The 13,938-nt window shown below is 60.8% G+C and carries 15 protein-coding genes; 9 read left to right on the top strand and 6 right to left on the bottom strand.

Going from position 1 to position 13,938, the window contains the following annotated elements:
* The 3 genes from VNZ65_RS10645 to VNZ65_RS10635 all read right to left on the bottom strand — a co-directional run.
* Nucleotides 1-711: type VI secretion system Vgr family protein (locus VNZ65_RS10645; RefSeq protein ID WP_325668745.1), on the bottom strand; the 711-nt coding region annotated here is incomplete at its 3' end.
* Nucleotides 712-938: 227 nt separating this feature from the next.
* Complete coding sequence (locus VNZ65_RS10640) at nt 939-1,244, bottom strand: NIPSNAP family protein (protein WP_325668743.1); 306 nt, start codon at nt 1,242-1,244, stop codon at nt 939-941.
* A 26-nt stretch (nt 1,245-1,270) separates the two neighbouring features.
* Nucleotides 1,271-2,170 (bottom strand): DMT family transporter, encoded by a 900-nt coding sequence (locus VNZ65_RS10635; protein WP_325668741.1) that lies wholly within the window; start codon nt 2,168-2,170, stop codon nt 1,271-1,273.
* Nucleotides 2,171-2,472: 302 nt separating this feature from the next.
* Between VNZ65_RS10635 and VNZ65_RS10630 the strand changes: the two genes are divergently transcribed.
* From VNZ65_RS10630 to VNZ65_RS10615, 4 genes are all read left to right on the top strand, one after another.
* A complete protein-coding gene (locus VNZ65_RS10630; protein ID WP_325668747.1) occupies nt 2,473-3,576 on the top strand; it encodes an MGDG synthase family glycosyltransferase in 1,104 nt (367 codons plus the stop codon).
* On the top strand, nt 3,573-4,079 hold the full coding sequence (locus VNZ65_RS10625; RefSeq protein ID WP_325668739.1) for a hypothetical protein: 507 nt from the start codon (nt 3,573-3,575) through the stop codon (nt 4,077-4,079). The genes VNZ65_RS10630 and VNZ65_RS10625 overlap by 4 nt, the downstream gene beginning before the upstream one ends.
* A gap of 111 nt (nt 4,080-4,190) precedes the next feature.
* Complete coding sequence (locus VNZ65_RS10620; RefSeq protein WP_325668737.1) at nt 4,191-5,060, top strand: GntR family transcriptional regulator; 870 nt, start codon at nt 4,191-4,193, stop codon at nt 5,058-5,060.
* 145 nt (nt 5,061-5,205) lie between these two features.
* Nucleotides 5,206-5,733, top strand: a complete 528-nt coding sequence (locus tag VNZ65_RS10615) for a DUF6622 family protein (RefSeq protein ID WP_325668735.1) — start codon at nt 5,206-5,208, stop codon at nt 5,731-5,733.
* Between the two features lie 88 nt (nt 5,734-5,821).
* Here VNZ65_RS10615 and VNZ65_RS10610 read toward each other — a convergent pair whose 3' ends face one another.
* On the bottom strand, nt 5,822-6,022 hold the full coding sequence (locus VNZ65_RS10610) for a YbdD/YjiX family protein (protein WP_041742732.1): 201 nt from the start codon (nt 6,020-6,022) through the stop codon (nt 5,822-5,824).
* 22 nt (nt 6,023-6,044) lie between these two features.
* Complete coding sequence (locus VNZ65_RS10605) at nt 6,045-8,117, bottom strand: carbon starvation CstA family protein (RefSeq protein WP_325668733.1); 2,073 nt, start codon at nt 8,115-8,117, stop codon at nt 6,045-6,047.
* A 231-nt stretch (nt 8,118-8,348) separates the two neighbouring features.
* On the opposite strand from VNZ65_RS10605, the gene VNZ65_RS10600 reads away from it, so the two are divergent.
* Both VNZ65_RS10600 and VNZ65_RS10595 read left to right on the top strand, forming a co-directional pair.
* The gene (locus VNZ65_RS10600; protein WP_325668731.1) at nt 8,349-9,713 is read left to right on the top strand and encodes a cache domain-containing protein; all 1,365 of its coding nucleotides are present in this window, start codon (nt 8,349-8,351) and stop codon (nt 9,711-9,713) included.
* Between the two features lie 2 nt (nt 9,714-9,715).
* Nucleotides 9,716-10,342 carry a response regulator transcription factor gene (locus tag VNZ65_RS10595; protein ID WP_325668729.1) on the top strand — a complete coding sequence of 209 codons (627 nt, stop codon included), beginning with the start codon at nt 9,716-9,718 and terminating at the stop codon, nt 10,340-10,342.
* Nucleotides 10,343-10,378: 36 nt separating this feature from the next.
* Here VNZ65_RS10595 and VNZ65_RS10590 read toward each other — a convergent pair whose 3' ends face one another.
* Nucleotides 10,379-10,858, bottom strand: coding sequence for an SRPBCC family protein (locus VNZ65_RS10590; protein ID WP_325668727.1), 480 nt, complete (start codon nt 10,856-10,858; stop codon nt 10,379-10,381).
* 133 nt (nt 10,859-10,991) lie between these two features.
* Here VNZ65_RS10590 and VNZ65_RS10585 point away from each other — a divergent pair, with 133 nt between their 5' ends.
* The 3 genes from VNZ65_RS10585 to rdgC form a co-directional block, all read left to right on the top strand.
* A complete protein-coding gene (locus VNZ65_RS10585; protein ID WP_325668725.1) occupies nt 10,992-13,055 on the top strand; it encodes a UvrD-helicase domain-containing protein in 2,064 nt (687 codons plus the stop codon).
* Between the two features lie 40 nt (nt 13,056-13,095).
* Complete coding sequence (locus tag VNZ65_RS10580) at nt 13,096-13,383, top strand: DUF4404 family protein (RefSeq protein WP_325668723.1); 288 nt, start codon at nt 13,096-13,098, stop codon at nt 13,381-13,383.
* 158 nt (nt 13,384-13,541) lie between these two features.
* Nucleotides 13,542-13,938, top strand: a 397-nt coding sequence (gene rdgC / locus VNZ65_RS10575) for a recombination-associated protein RdgC (RefSeq protein ID WP_325668721.1), incomplete at its 3' end; no start/stop codon positions are given.

The following is a 13,938-nucleotide window of genomic DNA, read 5'->3' as shown; positions in this document are numbered from 1 at the left end:
GACGATCTGGCGCACCGGGGAGAACTCGCCAATGCCGTCTTCTTCAAACGCGCCGCCATGGCGCTGGAAACGGATCTCTGCGCCGCCGTCGATGGGGGCAGCCTGGGTGGAGTCATCGGTGATGATGAGTTTATGGCCCTTGTCGGTGTGTTCGTAGTAGTACAGCAGACCAGCCGCTTCCAGCCGGCGATGGACATAGTTATGGTCGCTCTCGTCGAACTGGATGGCGTCCGTCATGACCGGATCGGCGCCGCTGACGCGATAGTCCCAGTCCGGCAAGGTGCCGTAATCGGCGCAGATGCTGTCGATCTGTTCGCGCAGGGTCTTGCCGTGGAAGATGTAGTTATCTTTGCGCAGGCGCAGGTATTGGGTCCAAGGCCCCAGCTTGGCTTGATAGAAGACGATATTGCCGTCGGTGCGGAGCAGGCGGAATTCGAAGCAGTAGCCGGTGAAGTAGCGCAGGCTGCCGTCGGCTCTCACCAGTTCCACGCAGAACAGCTTGCCTTGCAAATCCTTCAGCGCCAGCTCGGCGTCATCCGACAATAATTCCACGGTGTAGTCAAAATCGCGCGACAGGCTTTCGACGGCATCGAGCTTGTTGACCAGCAGCTGCGCTTGCGGACCGTCGTCGTGCGGGAAGGAGAGGCGCAGGATACGCTTGTTCTGGCGGCCGTTGATAAGGCTTTGCAGGCTTTGAAGTAGGTTACTCATGCCGTGATCCTGTCGTTACCGATAAATATTGTCGTACGGGAATAGTTGAGGTCGAGATAATACCAAACATATGCGTGAATATAGCGCGGAACTGTCTGTCTAGTTGCAAAAAACAACACATATCCACGCCACACTGGAAACGAGCCTCGGTTTCCGAAAATCGCCGCCAACGAACCAGTTAACCTCATAACAGGCCCGGCTGTACATAGGGCTTTGGCTTAAAATCCCTAGTCGAATACCGGCCGAAAGAAGCTTCTTTCGTAACTCAGGATGCACTTGGTTTGCTCCGCATATTTGAAAGCCGCCTGGCAGTCCGCGTCCTCCGCCATCTTGATGCGGTACTGCTCATAGTCGGCCAGGCTGGGGAAGGTGAACAAGGCCAGGGCGACGTTGCTGGCGCCCTCCGATGGCAGAAAATAGCCGTGGTGGGAGCCACCGAATTTTTCCACCAGCGGGATCCACAATTTTCCGTAGTGCTCAAATTCCTTGAGCTTGCCGGCGTCGATGATGTAGCGCAGATAGCAAGTGACCATTTCTTCTCCCTGATTTTTATCAAACTTCAATTACGCTGCCAGTTCACCAGCACGATGCCGCTCAGCACCAGCACCGCGCCGAACACGAACGGCAAGCCGATCGGATCGTCCAGCAGCAGCACGCCGAAACTGACGCCGAACAGCGGCGTCAAAAATGAAAATACGGTCAGCCGCGACGCCAGGTAGCGGCGCAGCAGCCAGAACCATGCGAGGAAGCTGCCGAAGGCGACCACCAGCGACTGGAACGCCAGGCTGACCCACATGATGCCGGTCAGCGGCGCCAGTCCGGTCTGGCCGGACACCAGCGCGACCAGCGGCAGCGACAGCGCCGCCACCGCCAGCTGGTACCACAGGGTCATGCTGGGCGAGGCGTTGCTGAGGACGCTGCGCTTGATCATGATGGTGGTGGCGGCCCAGAAGATCGCGGCCAGCACGCCCAGCGCGTCGCCGATCAGGGTGCGGCTGAAACCGGCGCCGGCTTCAAAGCCGCCGACGAACGCTACCGCGATGCCGGCAAACGCGGCGATCACGCCCAGCCACTGGGTCAGGCCGAAACGCTCGCCCGGCACCAGCCAGTGCAAACCCAGCACGGTGAAAATCGGCGCGGTGTACACGAAGACCGACATGTGCGAAGCGGTGGTGTAGTTCAAGCCGATGGAAACGCACAGGAATTCGCCGGCAAACAGCAGGCCGGTCGCCAGTCCCGGCCAGAAGCTGCCGTCAGTCAGTGAAAATTTACTGCCGCGCCACCACATCAGGCCGCTCACCAGCACCGCGGCGACGGCGGAACGCAGGCCGTTCTGCAGGATCGGCGAGATGCTCGGCGCCGCCACCTTGATCGCCACTTGCTGCAGCCCCCAGCACATACAAAGAATTAACATCAGGCTCATGGCCAAGCCGTCTAGCGGCTTGCGGGAGGTAGGCATGGTACGTCTTTCCGGAACAGGTGCAGGCAGGGATGGTTTGTCATAAATGTCATTTTACTCAGCGTTGATTTATCCCTATCATCAACGACATCGGCCACGCCGGTGGCCCCGTCTCGGCGACCCCGTCAAATACAGATTGCAAGGAGTATGCTTGAAAGTAGTCACTTTTGCTTTACCGGCAATAAATCACATCGCCGGAGCCTATCATTCATAAGCCAGACCATGCGCCCTACCGGGGCGCCGCCAAACCTCCGCGCCCCCGCAAACTATTGCTGTTAAGCGTTTCCGCCGGCGCCGGCCACATGCGCGCCGCCGAAGCGCTCAAGGCCTATGCCGCCGCCGAATTCCCGGGCACCGAAGCGATCCACCTGGATGCCATGGATTTCGTCCCGGCCGGCTTCCGCGCCGTGTATACCGATTTCTATCTGCATCTGGTGAACCGCCATCCGGCGCTGTGGGGCTATGTCTACCAGAAGAGCGACAAGGCGCTCAGCAGTTCGCCGACGCAAAAACTGCGGCGCGCGATCGAGCGCATCAGCACCCGTCCCTTGCGTAAAGCGATACAGGCGGCCGCGCCGGACGCCATCATCTGCACTCATTTCCTGCCGGCCGAACTGCTGGCGCGCGAAATCGGCAAGCAGCGCGTGGTCTGTCCGGTGTGGGTGCAGGTCACCGATTTCGACCTGCACAGCATGTGGCTGCAGCCGCTGATGCAGGGCTACTTCGCCGCCACCGAGGAAATCGCTTATCGCATGCGGACGCGCGGACTGGCGGCCGATGCGGTGCACGTCACCGGCATCCCGATCATGCCCGGCTTCGGCCGGACCCTGGAGCGCGAATCCTGCGCCCATCAGTTCGGGCTAGATCCGCGGCGCAAGATCATCCTCATGATGTCAGGCGGCGCCGGCATCGGCGATCTCGACAAGACCGTGCAACGGCTGCTGGCGCTGACGGACGATTTCCAGCTGGTTGCGCTGGCCGGCAAGAACGCCGCCATGCTGAGCGACCTGCAGCAGCTGGCGGCCGCGCATCCGGGCCGGCTGTTCCCGTTCGGCTTCACCAGCCAGGTCGATGAGCTGATGGCCTGCGCCGATCTGGCGATCACCAAGCCAGGCGGCCTGACCACCTCGGAATGCCTGGCGATGGGAGTGCCGATGATCATCCATTCGCCGATTCCGGGGCAGGAGGAACGCAATGCCGACTACCTTCTGGAGCAAGGCGCGGCGCTGAAGGCGATCGACCTCACCGCGCTCGAATACCGCGTCCAGCAACTGCTGCAGCAACCGCAACTACTGCAGCGCCTGCGCCAGCGCAGCCTGGAGCTGGGCCGTCCGCGCGCCGCGCGCGCGGTGCTGCAAACCGTGCTCAGCACACTCGATTCTCAATTTACCGCGCTCTCGCCATGACTGCTTCCACACCTTTCCGCCGCCTGTTCGGCATGCTGTTCTGGGCGGTGCTGACCGCCTTCTTTTTCGCCAATGTCGAGATCCAGATCGAGGGCGCGGCCGGCTGGGCCGCCAACCTGCCGACCTGGCGCATCGAGCATCACTGGCTGCTCGACATCTTCTGGGGCGGCCGCGCCATGACCGGCTATCACGCCTGGATCTTCCCGTTCATCGCCCTGATGTTCCACTATCCGATCTGGTTCAACGGCAGCTGGGACTGGCGCGGCGAGTGCCGCATCATGGCTTCCATCATGGTGTTCTGGATCAGCGAAGACTGGCTCTGGTTCGTGCTCAATCCGGCTTACGGACTGGCCCGCTTCAATCCGCTGGACGTACCGTGGCACAAACACTGGCTGGGCGGGGTGCCGGTCGACTACTGGATTTACTCGATGGTGGCGATCGTATTGCTGTGGCTGGCCGAACGCAAGACGCGCCCGGCGCGCGTCGTCCTGAACCAGGGCTGAACCGATATGTGAATCTCTGGTTCTGTATAGAAGTAGAGATTCACATATGTATTGTAAAAATGACTGGAACTTGGTAAATTGCGGACCCGTTCCAAGTTTGAAATGTTGTAAATGCTGATCAAAAAAAATGCAAAAAACGCGTCTCTGCCGAAAAAAAATGCGTCTCTCTCGCAAAAAAACACGCCTCTCCTGAAAAAAAACGCGTCTCTCTCCAAAAAAAACGCGCCTCTCTCGAAAAAAATTACGCCTCTCCCGCCAGAAAATAGCTCCGATCCGCGCCTGCCGCGTTATCTGCAAGTCCGTGACGATTTGCTGCAAAGGATCGCTTTGCGTAGCTGGGCCGCCGATGAGGCGCTACCGTCCGAAGACAAGCTGGCCGCCGAATATGAAATTGCAGTCGGCACCATGCGCAAGGTGCTGGATGCGCTGGTCACCGACGGCGTCGTCGATCGGGTGCGGGGACGCGGAACATTCGTCGCGCGCGCTGCCGAACGCTCGTCGATGCTGCGTTTCGTGCGGCAACATGGCAAAGTCAAAAATCAGCTGCCGAGCGCCGAGATCCGTTCGATGACAAGCGCTATCCCTCCCGCCGCGGTGGCGGAAAAACTCAAGCTCAAGCCGCGCGACAAGGCGCTGTACCTGCACCGCACCCGGTCCCTGGATGATGAAATCGTATTGTCAGAACATATCTGGCTGCCGCTGGCGCGCTTCAGGAAGCTGCAGAAATATCTGAAAAGCAATTCGCCGCCATCCCTGTATCCCGTCTATGAGAGCGAATGCGATGTGCTGGTTTCGCGCGCCATCGATGACCTGACGGCGCAACCGCTGAACCGCGCCAATGCTTCCGTGTTCAAGCTGAAAACCAAGACCGTGGCGATCTGCGTCGAGCGGCTGATGCTGGATCATGCCGGCGAACCGGTCGAATGGCGCACTTCCTTTGTGCCGGCGGAGCGCTTCCAGTACTCGGCGGAAGTCCGCTAACAGCGCCGGGGCAGGGGCCAAGCCGCCGCACGCCATCCTCCCTGGCAGTCGATTCGCGACGTATTCCTGCATTTCGTCGCTTTCCGCTTCTCCCGCCGCTGCGGCGACCAGATAATCGCCGCAGATCACTCAACGGGAGAACCTCATGTTTGCACAAATCATTTCACACACACCACTCTGGGTCTGGGCGCTGCTGGCATTCCTGGTCTATCGCGGCGTCCTCGCCAGCGTCGACCGCGAGCTGACGCTCAGGAAACTGGCCATCATTCCACTGGTGATGCTGGCGCTGTCCTGGCAGGGCGTGTCCACCGTGTTCGGCATCCTGCCGTTGCCCATGCTGTGCTGGCTGCTGGCGGCGGCCATTGCTGCGACACTTAACTGGCGCCTGTTCAGAAAAGAACGCGTGACGGTCTATCCGGAACGCGGCGTCGTGTTCCAGCGCGGCAGCTGGCTGCCATTGATGCTGATGATGGGGATTTTCCTGACCAAATATACGGTCGGCGTGACGCTGTCCATGCATCCGGCGCTGGCGCAAGACACTACATTTACAGTCGTTGTCTGTACGCTCTACGGCGTGTTCAACGGCATGTTCCTCGGCCGCCTGCTGCGCATCGTCAACCTTTACTACAGCCCACAGCCGGCGCCGGGCGCCTATAACGGTCAATTGAATTGAAGACGTAGGGTGGGCAGCGTTGCTGCCCACGCGTGACCGTAGATGCGTATAGGTCACGCGTGGGCACGCGTGCCCACCCTACACGAAATTAGCAGCAGCGGCCAACCCGGCCGTTGCCGCCGTAACGCGCTTCCTGGCGTTCCTTGAAGAACTCTTCATAGCTCATCATCGGTTCGCCCGGATGGGTGTTCTCCATGTGCGTCACGTAGGTGCCGTATTCGGGCAAACCCACCATCAGGCGCATGGTCTGACCGAGGTAACGTCCGGCTTTCGACAGTTCTTCCAGCATGGCCGGCCTTTCAGATTGACATTCAGGTGGAGGGCAAGGCGCTGGCCGGCAGCGCTTCAAACGGCGTTTCGCTGGTGCTCGGCTTGCTGGCGGCGCGCGCCGCCAGCACGGTCTTGATGCCGAAGCCGAGAATGCTCAACAGCACCAGGATGAAGAATGCCGCCAGCCCGGCATCCAGATAATCGTTAAAGATAATCTGCTGCATTTGCGCCACCGACTTGGCCGGCGCCAGCAATTTTCCGTCCGCCAGCGCGGCCTGGTACTTGCTGGCATGCGTCAGGAAGCCGACGCGCGGATTGGCGTCGAAGATCTTTTGCCAGCCGGCAGTCAAGGTGCAGATCAGGATCCAGACGGTCGGCACGATGGTGACCCAGGCGAAGCGGTCGCGCTTCATCTTGAACAGCACGCAAGTCGCCAGGATCAGCGCGATCCCTGCCAGCATCTGGTTGGAAATGCCGAACAAAGGCCACAGGGTATTGATGCCGCCGAGCGGATCGACCACGCCCTGGTACAGGAAGTAACCCCAGCCGGCCACGCACAAGGCGGTGGCGATCAGGCTGGCCGGCAGCGAGTCGATCTTGCGCATGGAGGGCACGAAAGTGCCGAGCAGGTCCTGCAGCATGAAACGGCCCGCGCGCGTGCCAGCATCCACCGCGGTAAGGATGAACAAGGCTTCGAACAGGATCGCAAAGTGGTACCAGAACGCCATCATGACCTTGCCGCCGCCGATGCTGGACAAGATGTGGGCCATGCCGACCGCCAGCGTCGGCGCGCCGCCGGCGCGCGAAATGATGCTGTGCTCGCCGACATCCTTGGCTACCTGGGCCAGCATTTCCGGCGTCACGTAAAAACCCCATTGCGAGACCGCATGCGCCGCCGTATCGACGGTGGTGCCGATCAGCGCGGCCGGGCTGTTCATCGCAAAGTAGACGCCTGGTTCAATGCAGGAAGCTGCGATCAGCGCCATGATGGCGACGAACGATTCCATCAGCATCGCGCCGTAGCCGATGAAACGCGCATGGCGTTCGTTTTCCAGCAGCTTGGGCGTAGTGCCGGAAGCGATCAGCGCGTGGAAGCCGGAAACCGCGCCGCAGGCGATGGTGATGAACAGGAAGGGGAACAGGCTGCCCGACCAGACCGGGCCGGAACCGTCCATGAATTGCGTGAAGGCCGGCATCTTCAGTTCCGGCGCGACAAACACGATGCCCAGCGCCAGTCCGACGATGGTGCCGATCTTCAGGAAAGTGGAGAGATAGTCGCGCGGCGCCAGCAGCAGCCAGACCGGCAGCACCGAGGCGATGAAGCCGTAGCCGATCAGCATCCAGGTCAGTTCCTTGCCGGTGAAGGTGAACATGGCGCCCAGCACCGGATGTTCCTGCACATACTGGCCGCCGACGATGGCCAGCATCAGCAGCACAAAGCCGATCAGGGAAATCTCGCCGATGCGGCCCGGCCGGATATAACGGGTATAGACGCCCATGAACAAGGCGATCGGGATCGTCACCGCCACGGTAAACGTGCCCCAGGGCGACTCCGCCAGCGCCTTGACCACGATCAGCGCCAGCACCGCCAGGATGATCACCATGATCATGAAGGTGCCGAACAGGGCGATCACGCCAGGCACCGTACCCAGTTCCGATTTGATCAGGTCGCCGAGCGAACGGCCGTCGCGCCGGGTGGAAATGAACAGCACCATCAGATCCTGCACGGCGCCGGCAAACACCACCCCGGCCAGTATCCACAGCATGCCGGGCAGGTAGCCCATCTGCGCCGCCAGCACCGGGCCGACCAGCGGACCGGCGCCGGCAATCGCCGCAAAGTGGTGGCCGAACAAGACGTTCTTGTTGGTCGGCACATAGTCCAGTCCGTCGTTATACTTGTAGGCGGGCGTCATGCGGGTGGCGTCCAGGCCCAGCACCTTGTCGGAAATGTAGAGGCTGTAGAAACGGTAGGCGATCAGATAGACGCAGACAGCGGCGATCACGATCCAGATGGCGCTGATGGATTCGCCGCGCTGCAGGCCGATGTAGCCAAACGCGAATGCACCGAGCAGGGCCAGCGCAAGCCAGCCCATCTTTGAAGATAGACGATTCATTGTTCTCCTCCCAGGCGGGAATGAATATTGTTGAAATTTGTTTTTATTTGGCGGCAAAGCGCACCACCGCAGCGTTCAGGCTGCGGGCAAAGTATTTGGCATATGCAGAATCGGTACAAGCGAGGAACTACGCAACGTATTTACGTAATACTACGTACACCGCGTTGAAGACAGCGCGTTTGCAGCAGACGTTTTTATGGAACCGGCGACGATTCCGGTTAAAGTAGCGCCATGAAATTACGGCAAAAAATCATCTTCCTCGCCATCGTGCCGCTGATCCTGGCGCTCTGCGCGATCGCGCTGGCGGTGCGGCACCAGGCGATTGCGCTCGGCCAGCAGCAGCGCGCCACCATCCAGGCCGCCTACCTGGCCAGCAAGGAAGCCGAGCTCAAGCACTACGTGGAACTGGCCACCTGGTCGATCGCCCATCTGTACGATTCCGGCCGCAAGGACCAGGCGACGATGGACGAGGCCATGGCCATCCTCTCCAAGCTGTCTTATGGCGACGACGGTTATTTCTTTATCTACGACATGCAAGGCAAGAGCCTGATGCATCCGCGCCAGCCGGAACTGGTGGGGCGCGACCTGTGGGACATGAAAGACGCCGACGGCAACCTCACCATCCAGCATCTGATAGAACGGGCCCGCAGCGGCGGCGGCTTTGAGCGCTACCAGTGGGAAAAGCCGTCCAGCCACCATGTCGCCAGCAAGCTCGGCTATGTGGTGGCGCTGCCGAACTGGGGTTGGATGCTGGGCACCGGCATCTATATGGACGATGTCGACGCCGCGCTCAGCAAGATCGACACCCAGGTCTCCGGCAATATCCGCAACACCATGTGGTGGATCGCCGCCATCGCGACGCTGAGCGCGCTGGTGGTGGGGGCCTCCGGGCTGGTGTTGAACATCAGTGAGCATCGGGTGGCCGACGCCAAGCTGAAAGTGCTGGCGCAGCGTGTCGTGCGTTCGCAGGAAGAGGAGCGCGCGCGGCTGTCGCGCGACCTGCATGACGGCATCAGCCAGTGGCTGGTCTCGATCAAGCTGCAGATCGAAGCCGGCATCGCCAAGCTCGACCGCGGTCCGCAGCAGGCCGCCGCCGCGCGCAGCAATTTCGAGCGCACCGCCGGCCAGCTCAACGACGTGCTGGGCGAGGTGCGCCGCATTTCCCACGATTTGCGGCCGGCGATCCTGGACGATCTCGGCCTGGCGGCGGCGCTTCAGCACCTGACCCAGGAATGGCTGGAACACGCCGGCATCCCGATCGCCTTCAAGCACAGCGGCAACAGCGACGGCTTGCCGGCGGTCGCCAATACGGTGCTGTTCCGTATCGCCCAGGAAGCCTTGACCAATATCGCCCGCCACTCGCAGGCGACGCAGATCGAAGTGCTGCTGCAGGGCGACGGCCAGGCCGTTGCACTCGCCGTGCATGACAATGGCGTCGGTTTCGATGTCGGCCAGATCGACAGCAACCCCAAGCGCGGTATCGGCTTGCGCAATATGGTCGAGCGGCTGGAAGCAGTCGGCGGCCATCTCAGCATCAGTTCTTCAGCGGCCGGCACCCGCGTGCTGGCCACCATTCCCCACACCTCTTATGTATGACCATGTCTGAAACAACTACCCGAATCATGCTGGTCGACGACCATCCGTTGGTGCGCGACGGCTTGCGCGCGCGCCTGGAAGCGGTGCCGGGCTTCGTCATCGTGGCCGAGGCGGGCAGCGCCGAAGAAGCCTTGCAGCGCGCCGAAGAACAGCCTATCGACCTGATCCTGATGGATATCAACCTGCGTGGCAGCAGCAACGGCATCGACCTGACCGCGCGCTTTCACGCCAGTTTCCCGGAGATCGCGGTGCTGATCCTGAGCATGCACGACAAGACCGAATACCTGATGCAGTCGGTGCAGGCCGGCGCCCGCGGCTATGTGTTGAAGGATGCGCCCGGCAAGGATATCGTGCATGCCATAGAAACCGTGATTTCCGGCGGCATGTACTACAGCGCGGCGCTGGCGCAGAAGCTGGCGCGGCCGATGACGCCCGGCCAGCTGCTGACAGCGCGCGAACGGCAGGTGCTGCAGCACATCGCCAACGGCGCGTCCAACAAGCAGATCGCCCGCGAACTGGATTTAAGCGTGCGCACGGTGGAAACGCACCGCCTGAACATCAAGCGCAAGCTGGAGATCGAAGGGCAGGCGGAACTGATCAAGTTCGCGGTGGAGAATAATTTCCGCTGACGGCAGCGGAAGCAAGGAGCGGGGCAGCGCCGATTGTTACCCCAGCTTGCCATCGGCCGCCAGCTCGCGGATCACGCGGATGGTGTCGATGTCGGCTTCCTGATAGGCGGAACGGCGGAATTCGTCGTAAAACTCTTGCTCGGCCTGCGCCGCCGGCTGCCGCTGGACGGCGTCGTCTTCGTATTCGAAACGCACGAACAGCATTTCCTGTTCCGGCTCTTCAATCGTCATGATCAGGCTGGAGCCGGCGATATCTTGCTGTTTCGGCACCTGGTAGCGCACCTGCAGCAGCGGCAGGTAGCTGACCACGTCCTTGACGACAACCTTGCCGTAGCGCAATTCACGCGTGACTGACTGCACCGACTTGTCCGACAGACGGCAGTCGTCCAGATGTTCAACGAACAACAGCGGCTGCTCGGCCCGCATCACCAGCCCGCGCCATAGCTGCTCGCGGGTCAGGGAGTCGATCAGCGGGTTGAGGGGATCGTTGATTTCGATCAGATGACTGAATTTCATGGCAGGTCCGGCAAATGGTTGATGACGGATTGTCCCATATTCGGCACAGAAACTCATGCGCGGTCTGGCGCGCCGCCGGCGCTGTTAAAATACAGCGCTTTGCTCCTTCCGGCCTGCCGCTGTCTTGTCACTTATGTCGTCTACTCCCAATTTCGGTCTGAATACCCCCCAGCGGGAAGCCGTCAAGTATCTCGACGGCCCCTGCCTGGTGCTGGCCGGCGCCGGTTCGGGCAAGACGCGCGTGATCACGCAGAAGATTCAGCACCTGATCGAGGATTGCGGCTACGACCCCAAGCATATCGCGGCGCTGACCTTCACCAACAAGGCAGCCACCGAAATGCAGGAACGCATCGCCAAGCTGCTGAAGGATCCGAAACAAGCCAAGCACATCACGGTCAGCACCTTTCACTCGCTGGGAGTCAAGATCCTGCGCCAGGAAGCGCGCGGCGTCGGCTTGAAAGACCGCTTTTCGATCATGGACAGCGACGATTGCTTTTCCATCGTGCAGGATCTGGCGATCACCACCGACAAGCAGCTGGTGCGCCGCATCCAGACCGCCATCTCGCTGTGGAAGAACGGCCTGGTCGATCCCGAGCAAGCCATCAATCAGGCCGTCACCGAAGATGAAGCGCAGCACGCGCGCATTTACCGCAGCTACGTGGCCACCCTGGCAGCCTACCAGGCGGTCGATTTCGACGACCTGATCCGCCTGCCGGTGGAGCTGTTCCGCAGCAATGAGGAAGTGCGCGATAAATGGCAGCGCCGTCTGCGCTATCTGCTGGTCGATGAATATCAGGATACCAATACCTGCCAGTACGAACTGGTCAAGCTGCTGGTGACCGGGCTTGGCAAGAAGCCCATGTTTACCACCGTGGGCGACGACGACCAGGCGATCTACGCCTGGCGCGGCGCCACCATTGAAAACCTGAAAACCCTGCAGGTCGATTTTCCTGACCTGAAAGTAATCAAGCTGGAACAGAATTACCGCTCTTCCACGCGCATCCTGCAAGCCGCCAACGCGGTGATCGGCAACAATCCCAAGCTGTTCGACAAAAAGCTGTGGTCGGAACACGGCCTAGGCGATCCGATCAAGGTGATGGGCATGGAGGATGATGAAAAAGAAGCGGAGCAGGTAGCGATCATGCTGTCGGCGCACCGTTTCGAACGGCGCGCCAAGTTTTCCGATTACGCCATCCTGTACCGCGGCAACCACCAGGCGCGGACCTTTGAAAAAGCCCTGCGGCGCGAACGCATCCCGTACACGATGTCGGGCGGCCAGAGCTTTTTCGACCGCGCCGAAATCAAGGACATCATCAGTTACCTGCGCCTGATCGCCAACGAAGACGACGATCCGGCTTTCATCCGCGCCATCACTACGCCCAAGCGCGGCGTCGGCCAGGCCACGCTGGAAGTGCTGGGCACGGTGGCCGGCCAGTGGCAGTGTTCGCTGTTCGAGGCGGTCTTCAAGGGCGGCATCGAAGCCAAGCTGACCGACCGCCAGCTCTATCCGCTGCGCGAATTCTGCCATTTCATCAACCAGCTGGAAGCCCGCGCCAGCCGGGTCGGCCCGGCCGGCAGCGGCGAGAATGCGGCCGCGGTGCTGGACGACATGATGAAGGAAATCAATTACGAGCATTATCTGTACGACAGCTTCGACGACCGCGCAGCCCAGGGCAAGTGGCAGAATGTGCTGGATTTCACCAACTGGCTGAAAGAAAAGGGCACCGGCGGCAAGGACGGCGCCGGCGACGAGCGCAATCTGCTGGAACTGACGCAGATGGTGGCCCTGATGTCGATGCTGGAAGGGCGCGACGAAGAACCGGATGCGGTGCGCATGTCGACCCTGCACGCCTCCAAGGGACTAGAATATCCGCATGTGTTCCTGATCGGCGTCGAGGAGGGCATCCTGCCGCACAAGGGCGATCCCGATGCGCCGCCGGAAACCATCGCCGCCCGCATCGAAGAAGAACGGCGGCTGATGTATGTCGGCATCACGCGCGCCCAGCGCAGCCTGCATGTCAGCTGGTGCAAGAAGCGCAAGCGCGCCGGCGAATCCATCGTTTGCGAGATATCCCGCTTCGTCAAGGAAATGAAGCTGGACGAGGGCGACGCCCTGCCGACCGAGACGGAACAGATCACCCCGCAGAACCGTCTGGCCAATTTGAAGGCTTTGTTGCAGAAGCCGAGAGCGGCATGAGATGATAAGCGCCACAGCGAAAACCATTCTGGAGTAAACCATGAGCATAGACAACATCAAGACATCGCTGGAAAAACTGCGCAGCACGCTCGAAAGCAACGGCGGGGTCGACAACGAATTGAAGACTTTGCTGCAAACGCTGGATACCGACATCCAGCAGCTGCTGAAATCCTCGGACACAGCGCCGGCCGCGACGCCGGCAAGCGGCATCCGCTCGGAGCTGGTGGAACGCGCCCAGGGCATTTCGGCGCGGCTGGCGGTGAAACATCCGCATCTGGAACCGGTATTGCGCGAAATCGCCGATACGCTGACCAATATGGGTATCTGATACCCAGTCAATCCGACTTTGCAGGGTGGGGCCGCGGGCCTTGCCGGCAACTGCAGCTTGAAACTTCCCGTTTAACCCATTGATCGCTACGACACTGCGTCATTGCTGCCCATGAGGCGGCAGCCGTGTCTGCGATTGCTTTATTTTATTGGAACGCCATGTGGTTTAAAAATCTTCAGATCTTCCGTATCCCCGCACCATGGGCCATTTCGGCCGAACAGCTGGAAGCCTTCCTGGCGCCGCAAGCCTTCGCCAAGTGCAGCAGCCTGGAATTGCAAAGCCAGGGCTGGCTGTCGCCGCGCGAGAACGGCATGCTGGTGCACAGCGTGAACCGCCAGATGATGATACTGCTCGGTACGGAGAAAAAACTGCTGCCGGCCACCGTGGTCAATCAAGTGACCAAGGCGCGCGCCGCTGAGATCGAGGAACAGCAAGGCTACGCGCCCGGCCGCAAGCAGCTGAAAGACCTCAAGGAACAGGTCACCGACGAGCTGCTGCCGCGCGCTTTCAGCATCCAGCGCAATACCTGGGTCTGGATCGATCCGGTCAACGGCT

It is taken from the genome of Collimonas sp. (assembly GCF_035566555.1).
Classification (GTDB): domain Bacteria; phylum Pseudomonadota; class Gammaproteobacteria; order Burkholderiales; family Burkholderiaceae_D; genus Collimonas.
This window is presented reverse-complemented; position numbering and strand designations above follow the sequence as displayed.